Genomic DNA, 22,063 nt, shown 5'->3' with positions numbered 1-22,063 from the left:
TATCAGTGCGTTAGCCACATTCCCTTACTGATAGAAATGCTACTTTCTTCAATCGTCCTGTATTATGATAATGAAAAAGATTGCATTAATTTTAAGATTAAAATGAACCAAAAATTTTTTCTAAAACTACTCCCTGTCCCTTTTCTTCTAACCGGTTGCCAGTCTACGCAAAGCCAGCTACAGCCTATACCTGAAAACGTATTATCAAACCTATCGACTCAATGGGCAGTAGTAGAAGCCTGTTTTCATTCCGATGCTTATAGCTTAGAGCAATCGGTAAACTATCGAGAGGCCATTAACTATTCTTTTTCTACTTGGCTAGTCGATCAGTCCGATATCGATCAGTCTGTAAATGAAGCTCGTGTAGCGTTATCAGAATATCAGTCTCAGAATGATGGTTTAGGAACAACATGTAAGGATTGGCACCTACCCCTAGAATCTGGATTGCGAGAAGTTAACAATCATAAGAATCAAGTGGCGATAGACCAGCAGCGAGCACATGAAATACATAAAGCAAACGCTTCTAAACCTGTAACGTATTCAACACCAGCATCTACTTCGACTAGTAATGTTGTTCACTGTTACAAATTGGAAGACGTTAGCTTAGATAAGAACATTCAAACCTTTAATGGAATGATATGCCCTATAGGCTGGCTTAAATATTATGGCTATTAATGTATTTGATTAATACAGTACTTAAGAATGAACTCTAAGTTTAATTTTTAGTTCAAGATTGGGTTTCTTGTTTACAATGTTATGTTTCCAGTTGGATTACCGTATTCGAATAGATTGACGAAGTTAATCAATATATGTGTATTGATGCTTACTTTTTATCGAGTTATCTTTGTTTGATAGCCATTAAAACGAGTAAGGAAACAAAGTGACTGTGTTAACAAAAGGCATACACCACGTAGGTTTAACCGTATCTAACCTAGAAGCAAGCGCGAAGTTTTTCACTGAACAATTAGGTTGGAGTGAAGTAAAAAGAAATCCAGACTACCCGGCAATATTTGTGAGTGATGGGCATATCATGCTTACACTATGGGCGGCTAAGGCTGATGCCGCCACTCCATTTGACAGAAAAACGAATATTGGTTTGCATCACTTAGCTTTACTGGTAGAGACTGAGAAGCAACTCGATGAGTTGCGTGATCAATTTATGGCGTCGGGAATCGAAATTGAGTTTGGTCCCGAGCTTGTTAAAACAGGACCCGCAAAACATTTAATGTGTTACGACCCAAGTGGTATTAGGGTTGAGTTTTTCTGGGCGGGCTCATAAAACAAACATAACAAAGTTTTATAATAGGGATTTGGCACACATGGCATTGTTAGTTTGCACCGCCTTTGGTGTTTAAGGTGCTCAGTAGAAGCTTGCGTATTGAATGCCCCTCCCCTCCTACTACACATTTTGCGACTTACGAGTAAGTCCAAAAGGATAAATGTTATGTATAAAATCGGCGTTGTTTTATTTGATGATTTCACGGATGTCGATTTCTTTCTTATGTATGACTTGCTGGGGCGCACAACCGACAGTTGGACAGTAAGTATACTTGGAACTAAATCTGAACATCATTCCCACCTCGGTATGAAAGTTAAAACAGACGGACACCTTTCTGAGGTGACGAATCAAGATGTCGTTCTTATTACAAGCGGCAAACAGGGTATTCCAGCCGCTTTAAAAGATGCTGAATTTATGTCAGCGTTGAATCTTGATCCAAATAGGCAGCTAATAGGTTCGATTTGTGCGGGATCATTCATCCTCCATGAACTCGGTTTACTAAAAGGCAAGCGATTAACAACAAACCCAGATGCAAAGGCTGTTCTACAAAGTATGGGAGGAGATGTTCAGGATCTGCCTCTCGTGATAGACGGTAATGTAGCGACGGCCGGTGGCTGTCTTTCACTGATGTATCTAATTGGTTGGTTAACAGAGCGGCTATTTGACTCAAACAAACGAAAAGCTATACAAAATCAATTGATACCTGCTGGGCAATTAGAGCTGTTTGAAGAACTTATTGCCACAACTATTCAATCAGCAGAGTTAGCAAGCTCGGATAACAAGGCGTTAAATAATCATTCATAACATGTGGTGTTTTACATTACGTTAGTTTTAGTGTTTAGGGTAAGTCACACATCAGTCTTGTGTGACTTACCCTTGAACATAACGCCACTTGGGGAAATTAACTTACAGGGAGTAAATCAATTGGTAAAAATGTACGGTTCTGAAGAGACAAGAGCGTTTTGCTGTAATTGTAAAGAAGTAACGCTGCATCGGTACGAAAGCTTCTCTAAAGCGCAGGAAAAGACCGAGAAAAAAGCTAAAGGTTTCTTCTCAGGTCTATTTGCAGCAATAATTAGCTCATTAATGGAAGGCGAAGCGACTGGTGACTACAAATGTACAATATGCGGCACCAATCTTCACACGCCAGATAATTTAGATTAATAGTCATTGTCTCTAATGCCACGGCTAGTGGCACGCAACATGATTTATAGACGGCTCTAGTGGGTTTGAAGCGTATACACCTTATGCATTGCATTTAGGGTTTTGAGGTTGTGTTGCGGATCAAGTAGTGCGCTTTTATCTCTAACAAGGGGCTAAAGCAGAGCAAAAACAAGGGACAAGAAAAGAAGTAGTTTTACTTGAGTATCAATGAATTACAGACACAAAAAAGCCCACCAAAAGGTGGGCTTTTTCTAAAATTTGGTGGGTCCGGGCGAACTCGAATCGCCGACCCCTACCATGTCAAGGTAGTACTCTAACCAACTGAGCTACGGACCCAAATTTTTATGTTCCTAACCATTCAATTCAGAATGGTGCGTCCGAGTGGACTCGAACCACCGACCCCCGCCATGTCAAGGCGATACTCTAACCAGCTGAGCTACGGACGCATTTCTCTGGAACGACGAGGATATTAGCTATAAGCGAACGACGGTGCAAGCACAAATTTACCAACTTTGAACCGTTTGGCGAAAATGTAAACTCAACACGCGTTTTCAGATGATTTTATCGACAAGGACTGAGCCTGCAGGGTTTAAAAGTGTGATCTATATAACTTTTATTATCTCACTTAATTGTCGTAAGGCACTTCACTGAGCATCCAAATCTGTAAGGTTTGCGATACCTTAGGGCAAGTGCCGAACAAAATCTGATATTTAGGTTTAAATGGTTCGCCGATATAGGTTGTACGGATCAACTCTCCTGTTTTGACGTCTACTTGAGTGCTCACCCTGCCTTTGAAGTTTTGAAATATGACAAACTGCTCACTGTGGTAAACCATTTGCTCTCGGTAAAACAAGAAATGATCTTGGGGTGTCTCTGTCAATTCACACTCCAGTGGTTTCAAATTAGGTATCGCACTAGCATTCGATGCGATGAACAACGCCGATAAAATCCATCCGTATCGCATATGGCTGCCCTATTCTGCCCTCTTTTTCAAAGTATAGGCCCTGCCTTGATGACTGATACAAAAAAGGCTTTGATCATCTCTAATCAAAGCCCCTTGTTTCTGCTGGTTAATTGTCGTGTTTAGTCGTCCGCCTCAAACACAACGTTATAATTTTCGGTGTATGTACAATTCGGCTGACGGCTACAAGTAAAGAAACGTCTCCCTTTGAACTCACCTTGGCTTGCGGTTTTAATGATCATCGGACTGCCGCATTTTTTACAAAAACGCACTTCTTTATCGGGCTCAATCAAATCAATGTGTGCCGCAAGCAAACGACGTAATCGCCCAACTTGATAACTGTGCTTTATCGAAGCGCCGATTAAAGGCAGGTTGGCCGTCTTACAAACATGAATCAATAACTTTTGTCTTTCTATCTTACCCTTGTTTAGCTCCTGCCCATTATCCAATTCAACGATAACGCGCGGCTCTAGTGTCCTTGGGTCACAAATAACGTAATCAAAATAGCTTCGAGATATACGATTGTTCGCGACAAAAAACTGCTTCTTATTTTTGATTTCTTTTGGCGTAACCAAACTGGACATGTTTACTTTCGCGAATACTACGGCATGCTCCCCGACCGCCGCTCTTAACGCATTATAGAACGCACCCTCTTGACCTCTGAGCAGAGGGCCTTTCGAGCGATAAGGATAATCACGCGTGTCATCGTGCTTAATCACGTACTTTTGAATAACAAAGAAGAATAAAACCAGAAGAACAACAATGATAAAAATGTTGGTCATAAATAAAGTGCATCCAAAACAACTCGTTGCTCAAAGCGTAAATGGAAATGTTATGCAGAGCAACAAAACCTCGCAATTTTGAGGCGCCACGACGATAGCGAGAAACAGAAAATTTTGCTCACCAATAAAAACGAGCCAATCACACACTTGGATTGGCTCGTTTAAATTTTGTTAATACATTATGTATGCTAAGAATCAACTATTAGCGTCTGGCTGATTCTCTGGCATCGCATCAATAAAAGCTGGCAGTTGATTGCATGACTGCACAACAGCGTTAATGGTTGGATAAAGAGAGGTATCTACACCAAAGCGTTGTGCGTTATAAAATTGTGGTACCAGACAAATATCGACAATAGATGGCGAGCTTGTCAGGCTAAACTTACAATCACCATTTAGTTTACGATGCTTCTGAAGTTTCTCTTCTAATGCCGTAAAACCTTTGTGGATCCAGTGATGAATCCAAGCGACTTTGCGCTCTGGCTCGCAAGCTAACTCCCCCTCTAAATACTGTAGAACTCTTAAGTTATTCAGGGGATGAATCTCCATTGCAATATCCTGAGCCAAAGCTAGCGCTTGGTATCGAAGCGGCGTTTGCTCGGGGATCACGGTGACATCCGGGTAGTGTTCTTCTAAGTATTGAATGATCGCCAGTGACTGGGTTAACTGAACCTCCCCATCCACCAGCAAAGGAACCAGTTCAGAAGCGTTTAACTCATGGTACTCGTCACTGTGTTGTTCGCCACCATTGCGCACCAAGTGTACCGATTTTGAATCATACGATAACTCTTTAAGATTCAAACAAATACGCACACGATACGCCGCTGAAGACCGCCAATATCCGTACAAAACCATGCTATCGCTCATATCGTCTCCCAACCAGCACTGTTAGTGCTTGAGATATTGGCTAACTTGTTGGTCAATCGAACCGAATATGTTGTTGCCATCCGCATCGAACATTTCCAATCTAATTGAATCTCCAAACGACATGAAGTTAGTCGACGGCTTACCATCACGAATGGTTTCAATCATGCGAACTTCCGCGATACATGAATAACCAACACCACCCTCCTCAATCGAAGTGCCATGTTCGGTGCCTTGCTTATTAGATACCGTGCCAGAACCTATAATTGCCCCAGCAGATAGCGGGCGCGTTTTAGTCGCATGAACAATTAAGTCTGCAAAATCAAACGTCATATCGATACCCGCATTTGGGCGACCAAACGGCTTGTGGTTGTATGTCGAGACCAGTGGTAAATGCACTTTGTTTTCGTACCACGCATCGCCTAGTTCGTCAGGTGTTACTGCCACAGGAGAAAACGCAGAAGAAGGTTTAGATTGGAAAAAACCAAACCCTTTAGCTAACTCTGCCGGAATTAGACCACGCAGTGAGACATCATTCACCAGCATGATCAAACGAATCGACTCCTGAGCCTCTGCAACACTCGCGCCCATTGGCACGTCACCAGTTACCACAGCAACTTCACCTTCGAAATCAATACCCCATTCATCACTCGCAAACTCGATGTTGTCACAAGGTCCAATAAAGGCATCAGAGCCTCCTTGGTACATCAACGGGTCCGTCCAAAAACTCTCTGGCATTTCAGCGCCGCGAGCTTTTCGAACCAACTCAACGTGGTTTACGTAAGCACTGCCATCAGCCCACTGATAAGCGCGAGGAAGCGGCGACTCGCAGTAGTGCGCTTCAAACTCTTCATACCCTGCAACCGTGCCATTGTTCAGTGCAACGTATAGCTCTTCCAGTTGCGGTGCTAGCGTATCCCAGTTATCAAGTGCCACCTGCATCGTCGGTGCTAAGTTCATGGGGTGGAAAATTTCTGTCGCTGGTACGCAGCGCGTTAAGTCTTTGCTCACGACCATCAACAAACCGTCACGAGTGCCATTTTTCTTGGTTGCTAATTTCATCCTTGCCTCTTACTTCTCTTGCCAGCTATAGACGTATTCTTTGTTTTCTACTTTTTCCAGCTCATCCGAAAACTGAAGTGCGTGACGCGTATCAATCATGACCGCAACTTCGTCGGTGAAAGTCTTCTTGTGCTCTCGCCCTGCTTTGAATGCTTTCGGGTGAGGACCATGCGTAAATCCTGCTGGATGGAATGTCACCATACCCGCTTCAATGTTGTCACGACTAAAGAAGTCACCAGCATGGTAGAACAAGACTTCGTCATAATCGTCATTGTTGTGGTAGAACGGTACTTTGAGCGCTCCAGGATCACTTTCAATTGGACGAGGGACGAAGGTACACACCACAAATCCTGCTCCTACAAATGTAGTATGTGCAGAAGGCGGTAAATGGTAACGATGTGACATAAGTGGACGAATATCACGCCAGTTCACTTTTACTACCGCCAAATCACCATGCCAACCAATCGCATCCAACGGGTTGAATGGGTAAGTGATAACACTGACTTTATCGTGGCGTTTCACCTGAACCTGTGTTTGATTATCAGAGTATTGAGCACGGAACTGATCGTTGATCGACGGCGTTTCTAAAACCGCCGGATCAAACACCGCGTGGTTTCCAACCATGCCTTTTTCGGGCAATGTATAAGCCGCATCGGTGTTTTCAATCATCAGAATGAACATCGGCTCGCTTGGTTCTAAACGCCAGCTCGTTGAGCGAGGGATCATGACATAATCCCCTTCGCTCACTTTCAAATGACCATAATCACAGTAGAGATCTGCCGTACCTTGGTGGATGAATAGCAGTTCGTCGCCATCTGCATTTCTCACCAAGAAGTCCATTTTTTCATCCATACGCCAAACACGAACTTTACAATTCGCGTTGTGTAATAGATGCGGGACTGCCCACGGGGTAATATGGCTGGCTTTCTCAACTAGATTAAAATCGAACGCTCGTGGACGTAGCTCGCCCTCCCACTCAGACCACCCCGTTGGGGCATGTTGATGATGAAAATGTGTTGCGGGGCCGAAGAAGCCACTTCGACCTGCCTCACGTTCATAAATTGCCTCTTCCGGGAAGTCAGCATGCGCTTGTTTAGAGCACACTCCCTCCCGGTGAGGGAATGTGATCCATTTATGCATCGCTCAATACTCCTCGGCGAATTTGGTCTTCTTCTATCGATTCAAACAACGCTTTGAAGTTACCCTCGCCAAAGCCTTCATTGCCTTTACGTTGGATGATTTCGAAGAACACAGGGCCGATAACGGTTTGAGTAAAGATTTGTAGCAAGATGCCATCTTTCGTTGGTGCACCATCAATAAGAATCTGCAAATCACGAAGCTTGCTTACATCTTCACCGTGGCCTTCAACACGCTGATCGACTTTCTCGTAATAAGTATCTGGCGTTGGCATAAAGTCCATGCCTCGCTCACGCAAGGTTTTGACCGTTTCGTAGATGTCGTCAGTGGTCAATGCGATGTGTTGAATACCTTCGCCATTGTATTCACGGATAAACTCTTCAATCTGTGATTTATCATCTGACGACTCATTGATAGGAATTCGGATTTTGCCGCAAGGTGCGGTCATCGCACGGCTGACAAGACCAGTCAGCTTACCTTCGATATCGAAATAACGAATTTCGCGGAAGTTACCAATGCGCTCATAGAAACCTGACCAGACATCCATGTTGCCTTGCTTAACGTTGTGCGTTAAGTGGTCGATTTCGTAAAGACCAACATTCGCTTTTGATAAACGCTCATCAGCATCATCATAAAAACGAAAATCGACATCATAAATGCTCTGCTTTCCATAACGGTCGACAAAATAAAGCAAGCTTTCACCGATGCCATAAATAGCAGGAATGCTAAGCTCCATCGGCCCAATTTCCGTTTTATATTCTTTACCGCCATTCTCTAACGCATGCGCCAGAGCAACGGTGGCGTCTTTCACACGAAATGCCATGCCACAAACCGACGGACCGTGAACTTTGGCGAATCCCTCAGCTTGGCTATGCGGCTGCGCATTCACAATAAAGCTAATGTCACCTTGTCGATATAACCACGCTTCTTTTGAGCGATGCTTTGCAATCTCCGCAAAACCTAACGATATAAACAGATCTTTAAGCTGTTGAATGCCTTTGTTGTCAGCAGCGGTATATTCAACAAACTCAAATCCGTCTGTTCCTAGTGGGTTATATGCATCAACCATGACTTTCTCCTTGTCTCAGTAGCTTTTGTTTGGACTTATTTTTCTAACTTGGCGCAGGTCTTGAGAAATTGGAATAGGTGGTGAGAAATCTTTATCTTGGCGATTTTTACGCATAATTGTAAAACATATGTTACACATAGAGAGCACATCGAACCCACTTTCGTAAACATCAAACAAACTGCTTATTTTCAATATATTAGATTGATATTTTAGGCTTTACGCCACCACATAAAATGTAAACAAGTTGTTACTTTGGCATTTTATCTTGGCAACGTAGCTCAAAAAGCAAAAGGGGATGGAAAGTCTATTGCACCCTATCTCTATCCGATTTATTCATTTGATCCTGCAAAACATCAAAAGTAATGTTTCGTGACGCTTCATACAGTTCGAAAGGCTCATCGGTCAGAATCGTGTCATGGATACCCCTTTATTGATTCACCTCAGTTTTATTCAAAAGTAACTGTGCCATAAGTGGTGCTCTGTTCCCTATCGAGCCGAGCCACAAGGCTTCACGCTCGATCAGAAAAAGAGACATCTAATGACACACATCAATCAAGAACGCTTAGTTGAACACTTTTGCCAACTAGTACGTATCGACAGCGAATCAAAAAACGAAAAACAAATTGCAGAAACACTGGCAGAACAGCTAGGCGAGCTAGGCTTTACCGTACGCAAACTTCCAGTGCCTGAGCACATTTCTAACGGTTTTAACGTGTACGCCCGTTTAGACGGCAAAAAAGACGGCTCTATTCTAATGAGCTGTCATATGGATACGGTCACTCCAGGTATTGGCATTGAGCCAATCATCGAAGACGGCATTATCCGTTCAAAAGGCAATACGATTCTCGGTGGCGATGATAAATCTGGTATTGCTGCCATCATGGAAGCCGTTCGTTGTATTCAAGCGGAAAACCGTGAGCACAAAACGTTAGAACTTGCTTTCACCGTGTATGAAGAAGGCGGTTTATTCGGTTCACAATACTTCGATATGTCACACGTCACTTCAACGGAAGCAATCGTGTTAGATACGGGTGGCCCTATTGGCACCATTGTGACCGCAGCCCCAGGCCAGCAAAAGATCATGGCAAAAATCAAAGGTCGACCAGCACACGCTGGGCTTGCGCCAGAAGAAGGCATCAGTGCGATCATGGTGGCGGCAGATGCCATCAACCAAATGAAGCTGCTTCGCATCGACGAAGAAACGACAGCCAACATCGGTATGGTTAACGGCGGTCAGGCCACAAACATTGTTATGCCTGAATTAAAAATCGTGGCAGAAGCACGCTCCCTGAATGGCGATAAACTAGATGCTCAGGTCAATCATATGATCTCAACATTAGAGTCTGTCTGTGAAAAACACGGTGCAGAAGTCGAAATTGAATCTAGCCGAGCCTACGACGCTTTTGTTATTGAAGAAAACCACCCACACGTAAACGCTATAAAAGCAGCGTTTTCAGAGTTGGGAATTGACGCCTTCACAAAAGGCACTGGCGGCGGTAGCGATGCCAACAACTTTAACAAGAAAGGTCTCACAACTGTCAACCTTTCAACTGGCATGGCAAAAGTACACACGACAGAAGAGTTTATCGCGGTAAGTGATATGGTCAAAATCACTGAGTTCGTGAAACATTTCCTAGTCAGTTAACGTCATGCCTTTTGAAGAGCAGACTGACTATCTTCCCCTTCTAGCCTGTGCTTGAAGGGGATTTTAATTTGTATCGAAGCAAAATTACTTCCCGTCATGCCAACTTGATATCAGATCTTCAAAGAAATTCCCCTAGCTCACTTTTTGAGACCAGACAGCTCAACACCCGACACCCTGTTACAGTAATGTTAAAACTCGATTGTGCAGACAATTTATACAATATACATTTTTGGCATCTTTCAGGATGAAAAGAGTGAGACAAGGATGAAATTACCTAAGTTGCTTTTATTAGCGTCGATGATGAGTCCAATACTGGCGACATCAAGCTATGCCGCGCCGTATCCCGCAGGAGTGACCCTCGATGAGACACAAGAAATTACGCTAAACAATGGAGCTGAAGTTACTTCTATTGATCCAGCCAAGCAAGCCGCAGAGCCCGCTTTTAATCTCGGTCGAGACCTGTTTGAAGGTCTGGTCATTCAAGATAAGCAAGGTAAAACCATTCCTGGTGTTGCTGAGTCTTGGTCAGTCAATGACAACAATACGGTTTATACCTTCCACTTACGTGATGCAAAATGGTCAAATGGCGAAACGGTCACTGCACAAGATTTTGTCTACAGCTGGCAACGCTTACTGAATCCAAGCACTGCTTCACCCTACGCTTGGTTTGCGGCCATTCCAAATATCGAAAACTCGCAAGCCATTATGAAAGGCGACGCCGCACCCGAGTCTTTGGGCGTGAAGGCGCTGGATGAAAAAACGTTCCAGGTAACACTCGAAGAGCCTATTCCCTTCTTTACGAAACTATTAAGTCATCCAGTGCTTGCCCCCGTTCATAAAGCGACCATTGAAAAACATGGCAACCGTTGGACCCAGCCTGAGCATATCGTTACAAATGGTGCGTTTACTGTCTCTGAATGGAAAGTTAACGAAAAACTGGTGATGGTTAAAAATCCACATTATTGGGACGCAAGCAATGTAGTGCTGGAAAAAGTCACCTGGCTACCAATTGGTGATGCAAACGTAGTGCTAAACCGCTACCTAGCTGGTGAGATAGACCAAGCGGTTTCCATTCCTGCCGCTCAGAAGAAAAAGTTAATTCAACAACGCCCACAAGAAGTGGCAAGCACCAGTGCGTATCTTGGCTCCACATTCTATTACCTCAACACTCAACAAGGGCCAACAAAAGACGTGCGAGTTCGTAAAGCCCTCTCATATGCCATTGACCGTCAACTGTTAACGAGTGCTATTTTGAGAAACGGTGGGGTTCCAATGTATACCCTTGTGCCACCTCAAACAGATGGTTTTAAATCTCACACTCCTGAGTTCGCAACTTGGAACCGCCATAAACGTATCGAAAAAGCGCAGCAATTACTGTCAGAAGCTGGATACGATAAAAGCAATCCGCTTAAGTTGACGTTTACCGTACCAACTTTCTCGATGGACGTAAAAATGGCAACCACCATGGCAGGCATGTGGAAAAGCCGATTGGGTGCGCAAGTCACGATAAAACAGCTAGAACCGAAAGTGTTCTACGCACTTAAAGAGCCGACCGACATTACTCGCGGCGGCTGGACGGCCGACTACAATGAAGCCTCTACGTGGTTAGATATCTTTGTTTCTAGTGGCGAGTACAACGATTCTCGTTATAACAACCCGCAATACGACGAGTTAATGGCTCGATCAAAGACCATGAGCAACCCATCAGAACTGTATCTACAAGCAGAAAGCCTGCTGATTGAAGACATGGCCATTATTCCTATTTATCGTCCGGGTAACGATCAATACCTCATCAAGCCTTACGTGGGCGGCTACGAACTGACAAACCCTGAGTCGTCGTACTACCGCAAGAATGTCTATGTAAAAGCCCACTAAAAGCATGTTTTCGGTCTGAGTCGGCAAGTTCAATGTTTACTTGCCGTTCCTCATATCTCTCGGTGGAGAAGGCAACCTGAGCTCAGACCATTTTTTATTCATAACCGTTCGAAGTGATTTCGGATGACCAAAGGATGATGGATCATGATTTGGTACATTGTTAAGCGATTAGCTATCGCTATCCCCACGCTTCTATTCATCGCACTCGTATCATTTTGGCTGATGCACATTGCACCAGGGGGGCCATTTGATATGGAACGGCCTATGCCAGAAGTGGTACGTGCGAATATCGAAGCAAAATTCCATTTGGACCAGCCCTTCCTTACTCAGTTTTGGATTTACATTGGTAATTTCATACAAGGAGATCTCGGTCCGAGCTTCGTTTATCAAGACTTCAGTGTTACACAGCTCGTCGCACAATCATGGCCAGTTTCAGCAGTATTAGGCGTACTCTCCTTTTGCATTTCCGTTCCACTTGGCATGTTGCTTGGCACCATTGCGGCATTGAACCGAAATAGCCGCCTAGATTACGGCCTGATGACACTTTCGATGACTGGAGTTGTGGTTCCGGCTTTCGTGCTTGCTCCAGTTTTAGTCATGATCTTCGCCATTCAGCTCGGCTGGTTCCCTGCTGGTGGTTGGGAAGGAGGAAAGCTGGCTTTTCTTGTTCTTCCCGTGCTTAGCCTGGCGATTGGCTCCATTGCGAGTATTGCACGCGTCATGCGTGGCGCAATGATTGAAACGCTCAACCAACCATACATTCGAACGGCAAAAGCCAAAGGTTTGTCCACAACCTACATTTTATTCCATCACGCTTTGCGACCATCCCTGATTCCCGTCGTTGCGATGCTCGGCCCTGCGTTTGTGTCTGTCGTGACAGGCTCGGTGATTATCGACATTTTCTTTGGTACAGGTGGCATGGGACAACACTTTGTGTCTGGGGCTCTCAACCGCGACTACGGCCTAGTAATGGGCATTACTCTGATTGTCGCTTCACTCACTATCTTCTTTAACCTTGTGGTCGACTTGCTATATACGATTATCGACCCTCGTATACGCGTTTAGGAGTCCGGCATGTTAACGATCAAAAAACTGGATACACAAGCTCTTCAAGATCAAGTCGTCGACAATATTGAAGCCGTCGAAGGTCGCAGTCTTTGGCAGGATGCATGGACTCGATTTCGTAAAAACAGAGCCGCGATGACATCAGTGTATGTTTTGGCTTTCATTACCTTATGCATCACTTTCGGCCCCTCTCTTGCCGCTTTTGGCCATGATGAAATTGACTGGGAAGTGCTCATCGATCCATACGAGCTAGGGAAACCTTCACTGAGCAGTGGCCATTACTTTGGTACCGATGATCTCGGGCAAGATGTCTTTGCTCGCACGATGCAAGGCGGCAGGCTCTCTATTTTGGTGGGTTTTGTCGGCGCCTTAGTCGCCGTTGTTATTGGTACGATTTGGGGAAGTATTTCCGGCTATCTTGGCGGCGTTGTCGATAGCGTAATGATGCGCATTATTGAGATGCTCGATTCGGTGCCATTTATGTTTATGGTTATCCTGTTTGTTACCCTTTTTGGCAACAACATCTACCTGATTTTTATCGTGATCGGAATGGTATCTTGGCTGGGCATTGCCCGTGTTGTACGTGGTGTCACCTTCGGTCTAAAAAAGCGAGAGTTCATCGAAGCCGCACACTCTATTGGGGTTTCTAAATTGACAATTGTCCGACGCCATGTTCTGCCTAATGTGCTTGGGATCGTGATGGTTTACTCCTCCTTAATGGTACCTGGATTCATTATGTTCGAATCGTTTTTAAGCTTCTTAGGGCTTGGTGTTCAACCACCAGACACGAGCTGGGGAATCCTAATTTCCGAAGGCGCAAAAACGATTGACGTGGCATTGTGGATGCTGCTTTTTCCCTCTCTGTTTTTAGTTGCCACCCTCTTTTGTTTTAACTTCATCGGCGATGGCTTGCGTGATGCTCTTGACCCGAAAGACCGATAAGGACAAACCCATGCTATCTATTGAAAACATGAACGTGCGCTTCGATACACCAGATGGGCAAGTGCAAGCGGTCAGTAATCTCTCCTACTCGATTAAAGCGGGCGAAACTCTTGGGATTGTTGGGGAATCAGGTTCGGGAAAAAGCCAATCTGTTTTCGCATTAATGGGGTTAACCGCGGATAACGGCGCCGTGTCTGGAAGCGCAATGTTCCACGGTGATGATTTACTCGCGATGTCGAAAAAGCAGCTCAACCGCATCCGTGCAGAGAAAATCGGAATGATCTTTCAAGATCCGATGACGTCACTTAATCCATTCATGAAAATTGGCAAGCAGCTTTGTGAAGTTCTCATGATTCATAAAGGAATGAGCCGAAAACAAGCAAAAATGGAATCGATTCACATGTTGGATGCGGTGCGTATTCCCTCTCCCGAAACTCGGATGAATCAATACCCTCACGAATTATCTGGCGGAATGCGTCAGCGAATCATGATAGCGATGGCGTTGTTGTGTAAGCCCGAGTTGTTAATTGCAGACGAACCAACCACCGCATTAGATGTAACCGTTCAGGCTCAAATTTTGACGCTATTACGAGACTTACAACAAGAGTTCAATACGGCTATTTTACTGATCACTCACGATATGGGCGTCGTCGCCGAGATGTGTGATCGCGTATTGGTCATGTATGGTGGTCAAAAAATGGAGCAATCCGATACCGAGACATTGTTCGCTCAACCTGCGCACCCCTATACTCAAGGTCTGCTAAAGGCTATTCCTTCTATCACTGAAGATATGCCGCGTTTACCAACCATCCCAGGTAACCCACCAAGTGCGTTGATTAACCATAAAGGGTGTCCGTTTAGAGAGCGGTGCGAGCATCGAGAGACGCGTTGCCAATACGAAACCCCACGGTTTTCTCCATTAAACACGAGCCAGTCCATTGCCTGTCACGTTAAAGCACCCAGTGTTATCACTCCCATTCAAATAAAAGCTTAAGGAGGCGTTATGAATAAAAAAGAAGTCCTCATGTCTGCTCGTGATTTAAACGTCCACTTTCCTGTTTCACGTCATCTTATTCCAAGTCGACGTAAAATCGTGAAAGCGGTCAATGGTATCGACTTAGATGTTTACCGAGGTGAGACACTTGGCATTGTGGGGGAATCAGGCTGCGGAAAATCAACACTTGCACGCGCCTTACTTCGCTTAATTGAACCTACACATGGCGAGTTGACTTGGAAAGGTCAAGACATGCTCGGGTTTAGTAAAAAAGAGCTTTCCTCTCGACGCAGAGAATTTCAGATGGTGTTTCAGGACCCATCCGCTTGTTTGAATCCGAGATTAACCATCTCAGAATGCATCGCCGAACCACTGCTCACCCACGAGCCACAACTTAAACGGGCAGAGGTAGAAAAGCGTGTCATCGCTATGATGGATAAAGTGGGTCTCTTGGCGAGCCAGCGAAACCGCTATCCACATGAATTTTCCGGAGGTCAATGCCAGCGTGTGGGCATTGCCAGAGCATTAATTCTCAATCCAGATTTGGTCGTGTGTGATGAACCCGTTAGTGCGCTAGACGTCTCCATACAAGCTCAGGTCATCAATCTTCTAGATGATCTTAAACAAGAAATGGGGTTAACACTGGTGATGATTGCGCATGACTTAAGCGTGGTGCGCCATATCAGCGACCGCGTTATGGTGATGTATCTTGGTAAACCTATGGAAGTAGGACGTTACGATAAAGTATTTGATGATGCACAACACCCCTACACCAAAGCACTGTTATCTGCTGTCCCGATAGCTAATCCGCAATTAGCACGTGACCGTGAAATACAACTATTGCCCGGCGACCTTCCTTCTCCACTTAATCCACCGAGCGGTTGCGTTTTTCGTACTCGATGCCCAGAAGCAACAGAAGTATGCGGGCGACAGAACCCAATAAAAACAGGCTCGGAGCAGCATCATATCTATTGCTCAAATATGACTTTAGGAACCATTTAATGAACAATACTAACTCAGTAAACCAACGCCTTACGTTATTGCGTGAGGCAATGTCCTTTCACAACGTGTCTGCATATATCGTGACCAACAATGACCCACATAACAGTGAATACTCAGCGGTTCATTGGTTAGCGCGAAGCTGGATTTCAGGTTTTACCGGCTCAGCAGGCGATGTCGTCATTACCCAACAAGGTGGTGGCCTGTGGACTGATGGTCGTTACTATATTCAAGCTGAAGAACAGTTACACGGCACAGGACTTGAACTGTTTAAAGCCAAACAACCAGAAACGCCGACAATTACCAAATGGCTGGCTACCACGCTCCCAGAAAACAGTATTGTCGCGGTTGACGGGCGCGCCATCAGTTACGCTTTTTATCAAGGCCTCAAACAAGCCTTTGAAGCGAAAAACATTAAGATCATTCTCGACCTAGATTTGCTCACACCGATTTGGCTTGAAAGACCACCTCGCCCAAGTGCACCCGTATTCGAGCACCCCACCGCTTTTGCTGGCGTTGACACAGAAAATAAGTTAGCGAGAATCCGTTCTTTGTTAACCGAGAACCAAGTAGATAGCTTATTAGTGTCAACGCTAGATGATGTCATGTGGACAATGAATATTCGAGGTGGTGATACGAATTACTGCCCAGTTTCTGAAGCCTATCTAATCGTAGAGCAATCACTTGCGACACTGTTTATTGATAAGGCCAAACTGCCTCAAGACGTTGAAAGAGCGCTGACCGAGCAGAGTGTACACATTCGCCATTACAACTACGTAAGTCAGTATTTGAATCAGCAATGTGAGGGATTATCGCTCGCTTTTAGCCCTACCCACACAGACAGCTTATTGGTGAGTTCGATTGAACGGAATGTGAATCTAAAACCAATGGCTTGCCCTGTAACGGCAATGAAGGCCATAAAAAATGAGACCGAACTAACCTGCCTAGAGCAGGCATTAACAGATGATGGTGTGGCAATCGTAAGGTTTATGAACTGGCTAGAAGAGCAAGTTCCAAGCGGATTCGTTACAGAATTGTCTGCTGAGGCACAACTGAACCACTATCGCCGTCAAACCCGACATTATGTGAGTGACAGTTTCCGCACTATCGCAGGCTTCGCAGCTCACGGGGCAAAAATGCATTATGCCGCCGATGAAGAAAGCAATGCGGCAGTCAATGAAAGCAACTTCTTTCTCGTCGATTCTGGTGGCCAATACCTTGGCGGGACAACAGACATCACCCGTACTTTCCACTTCGGGTCACCGACCATTAAGCAGCGCAAAGATTATACCTTGGTGCTCAAAGCGGTCATCCGACTGACTCAGACTCGATTCATGAAAGGCTCTACGGGTGCCAATCTTGATATCATGGCGCGTGGCGTCTTATGGCAACATGGTATTGATTACAAGTGCGGCACTGGACACGGCGTGGGCATTTGCTTGAATGTTCACGAAGGCCCACAAAATTTCTCGCAAAGCCACCACGAGGTTGAACTAAAACCGGGTATGGTCATTACTAATGAGCCAGGCGTTTATCGCGAAGGTGAGTACGGGGTAAGAATAGAGAACATTCTTAAAGTTGTAGAGGTAGAACAAAATGAGTTCGGCACGTTTTACGGTTTTGAGACCATCACTCTTGCTCCAATTGCGACCAACGCCCTTGACTTATCAATGCTAGATCAAGCAGAGCTAGACTGGCTCAATCATTACCATTCACGAGTCTATCAAGCGCTTAGCCCTTTTCTTGATGCGCAAGATAAAAACTGGCTTCAACGCACAACCCAACTTATTGAGAAATAGGATATCAGCAAGTTTTATAACGTTTTCATTTTCATCTCAAACTCCTTGTTTGCCAGCCTTCGGGCTGGTTTTTTTATAGAGATAACGGCGTAAAAAACAAAAACGCCCCGCAATGTTAGCGAGGCGATCAATTAAATTAAAATGATGCAGTTAAAATGCCCTACTGACGACACTTCTGAGCATCAAAATCAACGACGATGGCGGCATTCTCAAAGTCACCAGAGACTTTAACGTAGCCCCAGTAGTTACTCTGATTTGACAACGTAATACACTCTCCATTACCAATATTATCTGACCACCCGTGACGATTAGCACCATCCGGCCAACCAGAGTTACTGTATTCAAGCTTTAGGTTGCCCGTACCATTCCCCGTCGTTATCGCCAGATTTGAGCTCTCATTCACCGCTGGCACGCTTAGCCAAATGGTTTGTTGATTTGCCAAGCAAACGGGCTCTCCTGCTGTTAGGCGCCCACCGCTTACTTTACTTTGCACCGCGCAGTCTTGTGGCAATGTGTCATTACCGCCCAACGTTGAGATAACAACACTATGAGTGGCGGTTGCCGTCAAGCCTTCACTGTCTGTCACACTTAGACTGACCGAATACTCCCCTTCACTCCCATATTGGTGCGTCGGCTTGGTTTGTGTACTTGTCGAGCCATCACCGAAGTCCCATAAGACGCTGACGATCTTCCCGTTTGGGTCTGTACTGTTTTCACTGCTAAATGTAATGCTTTCACCGACTTTCCCCTTACTGTTTGCGGTTATGACTGCATTAGGTGCACCATTTGAGACAAGGGCTTGCTGCCACTGCTCAAACTCACTTTGATACAAATTCGCCCATTGGGTGATCGTGGCCTTGTAATTGCTCCAATTCCCTTGGCGCGTTTCCACCAGCATTTGGTTTACGTCATCTTTATGATTTTCAAACATAAAACGTACAGCTAAGTACCCCCAACGATAAATTCGATCGACATCAAACCCATCATAAGTAGTCTCGAAAATCTCACTTAAGGTATATGTCGAGCCGTCTAGAATCGTCTCAAGTGCTGCTTGGTTGTCATTTTCTTGAGCGACATACTCTGCAATGCCTTCACTCCACCACACTATTTTTTCAGTTGGATGACTAAACCCTCCATAGAGATCAAATCGACCATCTAAGTAATGCACGTATTCGTGCTCTAAGTTCCAGACAAAGTGATCCGCGTTCGCATAAGAGGCTTCATAAGCAATAAAGTTGGGAATATTCCCCGGCTGGGAAGGATCGCCCTCCAAGTACATACCGCCATTGTCAGTACTAATATCGAAAATTGGCCCTGCGTACTTACCATAATCGGTGCTTGAATCGAAGATATTGACTTGGAGCTGAGTATTGTGGTCATCTTTTACTGGCTGTTCACCAGTTTCTAAAGACTGATGAAAGTAACCCTCTTCGTAACCCATTTTAGAACATGCGGCCGCGTGTTGCTCTTGCGTCATATTCTGGGACAATATTCGAATTGTCGGACTACAGGTATAAGTTTGCGATAGCACCAAGCCTTTTAGCTCAGTTTCGAAATTACAAATTCCGAACTCACTACAATCTGCGTAATATGAGGCGGTGTCCGCCGCCGCAAGCCAAACCGAGTCACCCCGACCATACATTTCATACTGTTCAAAGATTCGACTCAGCTGACTCTTCACAACAGAACTCGCGTTACCCGTATACTTGGTCAGACGCCCGAGCTCTCGCCCCGCATTCGCGGCCATAAACTCATCTTCAGCACCGATTGATGACGCCCTCAGAGCAAAATCGCCTAAAGCTTTGGCAAGGTCTGTTTGGTTACCAATTACTTGCACAAATTGCTCGTTCCACTGCCCACCAAACAAAATAGTGAAAACACCATTAACCGCATTGCGCATATACCAGTGCTGGGCGTATTGATCATTCCAACGTGTAAGCCACTGGGTCACTTGCGGTAAGTACGCATGCTGCAAGCCCGCACTATCCATAGTGATGATGACTTCACTAAGCACTTTGCCGTGACGGTCGCTGTTCTCATAGAAGTTTGCGTTATTAACAAACGCATCCACGGATTCTTTCACCGCTGGTGTGACCCATTCAATAAATGAGATGTTGTCATTGTAAAACTCGGCGTAATAACCCGCGCGTAAGTATAAGAACAACGTTTCTAGTTCATCGCTCCCGCCACCCATATAACCCTTCGCCAAGGTCGTAGTGTGCTTAGCGATGTTGTACATATGATCGGAGCTAAATACCGACTCCTGAACCCGACTTTCAGCAGAGAATAACTGGTTCACGCACGTCGCGCCCTGACTTAAAATTTCGCTGATCAATTGGTTACTGCTTTCGGTAACCAATGCTTCCAAATCACAAGCAGTGCTCGACTCATCAAGGCTTTCAAGTGACTGTACTCGAGTTGCCTTGGAGGGCTGAATAGGGAGAGTTGCGGTTGGTTGGTATTCAACTCGATTGGATTCAACACCGTGTGTATGAGCCGAATGTGCATGTTGCTCTGTAACTTGAGAAACTGGCTCGCTTAACCCAAATACGCCAGTGCTGGTTAATGTTGTCGCAATCGCGACACTCAAAATCTTCAGTTCCATCTAATTTCTTCTATATTGAGTTTTCCTTAGATGCATTACGTCTTTTGCATCGCCACTGCCCTTATTACTGCAAGAGCATCTCCATATAATCTACTCGCAAGACAAGAATAAACATTTTGTTAACAACTGGATGTGGCGGTATCAGTTTTTGGTACTAGAAGGAACACGGAGTGAGCTTCTAAAATTCGTATTTGTTAAAAAATAGAGATGAGCTAGAGAAGAAACGTGTAGTTAAACGGGTATACCCAGCACGTTAAATGGCTAGGTATACTCCAAAGCGGGTCGGTAAAAATTCGCGAATCAAAGCCCCTTCAGAAGGAATCGGGCAATGGGCGAATACTTTGTAGGTTCTAGGCTGCTTTGTGGTCGAAGAGTGCGGTAATTTGCTCTTTTAACGCGTGCAAAAATTCGGTATTTGGTGTGTTTTCAAGGTACATTTCATACTCTTTAGAGTTATAAAAGTACTCATGTGCAGATGCGTTAAGGATCTTACTAAAAGATAGTGTTTCCAACTCGTCTTCAAGGGAACGACTGCTCAGTTCACCATATCCTAAACCGCTATCCTCAGCGAATTGGGACTCAATGTTGCTGACATATAAAGCACAATCCTTAATACAGAACTCGACACTACTTATACGTTGCTCGATGTCTTTGAGCTGATCACTGTTCCATTTAGACTTCTCTTGCTCAAGCTTATCAATAAGCCCACTTTCACGAAGCCTTGAATTGTTATCTTTAATTCTTAGTAGCTCATCAAGCACTTTATTAAACTCAGTTTCAGCTCTAAGTCTTAAGATTTCCAAATCCTTGGAGAACAGCTTTGCTTTAAGTTCACTCGCTTGGTACAAGCCAGAGATAGCAGCATTTCTTTTAACTCCAAACATAAAAGCCCACCCAAAAGATACTTATTAAAAAGTAGCACACAAAAAGCCAGATAGAAGACGCAAGGTTTTCGTCATTAGGCTACATTTTACGAACGACACTCGATTGTAGCGCAATAAACAGAATTTTCATCACCATGAAACACATACTATTTGAATGAAAATCACACAGTTACTTTGATAAAAGTATTTATTTCAGAAAGAGTAAGACGTGAGTATGTGATGATGTATATTGACGCTTCAAAACAAAAAACGCCCACACTCTACTACCCAAGTCAAACGCTAATGTCAGAAACTGGACAAATCACTCACTATTTACAGTAATAAGAAGTCACTGTTTCATTGAAAATCAAAGTGTCAACATAAAGATGGGAAGTAACCGAATCATAGACGGCATCGCTGATGAAACGTTAGAATGCCACTACTTTAATAATCTTCCATAATATTTATGACCGACGCTGATATTGAGCTACAACATCTTTGGTTAGAAGTCCAAGCCGAACGCTGGCAAAACCTGCCACGCTTTTTATTCAGTTACTACTGCTACAAGCACAACCTTGTCAGTAAAACCAACAAAGTTTGCTGGGAGACGGCACGTGCAAAACTGCGCGCTTCAACATCAATAAAAGAGCGAAAAAAGGCGGTGGTTGAATCGTTAGTCCCTGAGGAAACCGTGGTTGGGTTATTGAAAGCCATCAGCAAAGATGGGGAAATGACATTTGACGTGATGGGAACCACACTTGATACGTTTTTGCATTATGTTGTGATTAGCAAGGAAGAAAAAGCGCGACTTAAATCAAACATGCCAGCTAGTTGGTATCAGCAATCAAACAAGTCGCCTTTGGCACGTTTCGAGCAGGCTGGCATTAATCTACAGGAGTGACATGTCAGTCATCGCTGACGACAAACACAAAAGACAAGCGCCTACAATGAGGCGCATTTG

20 protein-coding genes and 2 tRNA genes are annotated in these 22,063 nt (G+C 44.6%); 12 read left to right on the top strand and 10 right to left on the bottom strand.

Features of this window, described 5'->3' with window-relative positions; translation table 11 throughout:
• Positions 1-102 precede the first annotated feature (102 nt).
• From R7Q47_RS04725 to R7Q47_RS04710, 4 genes are all read left to right on the top strand, one after another.
• Entirely contained in the window at positions 103-675 is a 573-nt protein-coding gene (locus tag R7Q47_RS04725) for a hypothetical protein (protein ID WP_021033853.1), read from the top strand.
• A gap of 205 nt (positions 676-880) precedes the next feature.
• Entirely contained in the window at positions 881-1,279 is a 399-nt protein-coding gene (locus R7Q47_RS04720; RefSeq protein ID WP_017820909.1) for a VOC family protein, read from the top strand.
• Between the two features lie 165 nt (positions 1,280-1,444).
• A complete protein-coding gene (locus tag R7Q47_RS04715) occupies positions 1,445-2,083 on the top strand; it encodes a DJ-1/PfpI family protein (protein ID WP_017820908.1) in 639 nt (212 codons plus the stop codon).
• Positions 2,084-2,212: 129 nt separating this feature from the next.
• Positions 2,213-2,443 carry a hypothetical protein gene (locus R7Q47_RS04710; protein WP_017820907.1) on the top strand — a complete coding sequence of 77 codons (231 nt, stop codon included), beginning with the start codon at positions 2,213-2,215 and terminating at the stop codon, positions 2,441-2,443.
• 259 nt (positions 2,444-2,702) lie between these two features.
• On the opposite strand, the gene R7Q47_RS04705 is transcribed toward R7Q47_RS04710, so the two are convergent.
• The 8 genes from R7Q47_RS04705 to hppD all read right to left on the bottom strand — a co-directional run bounded on the left by R7Q47_RS04705 (position 2,703) and on the right by hppD (position 8,315).
• A tRNA-Val gene (locus R7Q47_RS04705) sits at positions 2,703-2,779 on the bottom strand.
• A 33-nt stretch (positions 2,780-2,812) separates the two neighbouring features.
• A tRNA-Val gene (locus tag R7Q47_RS04700) sits at positions 2,813-2,889 on the bottom strand.
• 179 nt (positions 2,890-3,068) lie between these two features.
• On the bottom strand, positions 3,069-3,407 hold the full coding sequence (locus R7Q47_RS04695) for a hypothetical protein (RefSeq protein WP_053303140.1): 339 nt from the start codon (positions 3,405-3,407) through the stop codon (positions 3,069-3,071).
• 119 nt (positions 3,408-3,526) lie between these two features.
• Positions 3,527-4,186, bottom strand: a complete 660-nt coding sequence (locus R7Q47_RS04690; RefSeq protein ID WP_005377831.1) for a DUF2726 domain-containing protein — start codon at positions 4,184-4,186, stop codon at positions 3,527-3,529.
• 195 nt (positions 4,187-4,381) lie between these two features.
• Positions 4,382-5,050 (bottom strand): maleylacetoacetate isomerase, encoded by a 669-nt coding sequence (gene maiA, locus R7Q47_RS04685; RefSeq protein WP_017820906.1) that lies wholly within the window; start codon positions 5,048-5,050, stop codon positions 4,382-4,384.
• A gap of 21 nt (positions 5,051-5,071) precedes the next feature.
• Complete coding sequence (locus R7Q47_RS04680) at positions 5,072-6,109, bottom strand: fumarylacetoacetate hydrolase family protein (RefSeq protein ID WP_025766743.1); 1,038 nt, start codon at positions 6,107-6,109, stop codon at positions 5,072-5,074.
• Positions 6,110-6,118: 9 nt separating this feature from the next.
• Positions 6,119-7,249: a homogentisate 1,2-dioxygenase gene (locus R7Q47_RS04675; protein ID WP_033905172.1), complete on the bottom strand. Its 1,131-nt coding sequence runs from the start codon at positions 7,247-7,249 to the stop codon at positions 6,119-6,121.
• Positions 7,242-8,315 carry a 4-hydroxyphenylpyruvate dioxygenase gene (gene hppD / locus R7Q47_RS04670; protein WP_005377835.1) on the bottom strand — a complete coding sequence of 358 codons (1,074 nt, stop codon included), beginning with the start codon at positions 8,313-8,315 and terminating at the stop codon, positions 7,242-7,244. Before hppD ends, R7Q47_RS04675 begins: the two co-directional genes overlap by 8 nt.
• Before the next feature lie 538 nt (positions 8,316-8,853).
• Between hppD and R7Q47_RS04665 the strand changes: the two genes are divergently transcribed.
• From R7Q47_RS04665 to R7Q47_RS04635, 7 genes are all read left to right on the top strand, one after another.
• Complete coding sequence (locus R7Q47_RS04665) at positions 8,854-9,960, top strand: M20/M25/M40 family metallo-hydrolase (RefSeq protein WP_248487548.1); 1,107 nt, start codon at positions 8,854-8,856, stop codon at positions 9,958-9,960.
• A gap of 264 nt (positions 9,961-10,224) precedes the next feature.
• The gene (locus R7Q47_RS04660; RefSeq protein ID WP_248487546.1) at positions 10,225-11,835 is read left to right on the top strand and encodes a peptide ABC transporter substrate-binding protein; all 1,611 of its coding nucleotides are present in this window, start codon (positions 10,225-10,227) and stop codon (positions 11,833-11,835) included.
• 144 nt (positions 11,836-11,979) lie between these two features.
• The gene (gene oppB, locus R7Q47_RS04655) at positions 11,980-12,900 is read left to right on the top strand and encodes an oligopeptide ABC transporter permease OppB (protein WP_005377838.1); all 921 of its coding nucleotides are present in this window, start codon (positions 11,980-11,982) and stop codon (positions 12,898-12,900) included.
• A 9-nt stretch (positions 12,901-12,909) separates the two neighbouring features.
• The gene (locus R7Q47_RS04650; protein ID WP_248487544.1) at positions 12,910-13,842 is read left to right on the top strand and encodes an ABC transporter permease subunit; all 933 of its coding nucleotides are present in this window, start codon (positions 12,910-12,912) and stop codon (positions 13,840-13,842) included.
• A gap of 10 nt (positions 13,843-13,852) precedes the next feature.
• Positions 13,853-14,836: an ABC transporter ATP-binding protein gene (locus R7Q47_RS04645; RefSeq protein ID WP_053303146.1), complete on the top strand. Its 984-nt coding sequence runs from the start codon at positions 13,853-13,855 to the stop codon at positions 14,834-14,836.
• A 9-nt stretch (positions 14,837-14,845) separates the two neighbouring features.
• Positions 14,846-15,838: an oligopeptide/dipeptide ABC transporter ATP-binding protein gene (locus R7Q47_RS04640; protein ID WP_318088664.1), complete on the top strand. Its 993-nt coding sequence runs from the start codon at positions 14,846-14,848 to the stop codon at positions 15,836-15,838.
• Entirely contained in the window at positions 15,838-17,634 is a 1,797-nt protein-coding gene (locus R7Q47_RS04635) for an aminopeptidase P family protein (RefSeq protein ID WP_318088663.1), read from the top strand. The genes R7Q47_RS04640 and R7Q47_RS04635 overlap by 1 nt, the downstream gene beginning before the upstream one ends.
• A gap of 160 nt (positions 17,635-17,794) precedes the next feature.
• Here R7Q47_RS04635 and R7Q47_RS04630 read toward each other — a convergent pair whose 3' ends face one another.
• Complete coding sequence (locus R7Q47_RS04630; RefSeq protein ID WP_262656930.1) at positions 17,795-20,239, bottom strand: collagenase; 2,445 nt, start codon at positions 20,237-20,239, stop codon at positions 17,795-17,797.
• Positions 20,240-20,589: 350 nt separating this feature from the next.
• Positions 20,590-21,123: a DNA repair protein gene (locus R7Q47_RS04625; protein ID WP_203346415.1), complete on the bottom strand. Its 534-nt coding sequence runs from the start codon at positions 21,121-21,123 to the stop codon at positions 20,590-20,592.
• 445 nt (positions 21,124-21,568) lie between these two features.
• On the opposite strand from R7Q47_RS04625, the gene R7Q47_RS04620 reads away from it, so the two are divergent.
• Positions 21,569-22,003, top strand: coding sequence for a hypothetical protein (locus tag R7Q47_RS04620; protein ID WP_203346416.1), 435 nt, complete (start codon positions 21,569-21,571; stop codon positions 22,001-22,003).
• The last annotated feature ends 60 nt before the right edge of the window (positions 22,004-22,063 follow it).

Source organism: Vibrio sp. Vb0349 (assembly GCF_033338975.1).
This window is presented reverse-complemented; position numbering and strand designations above follow the sequence as displayed.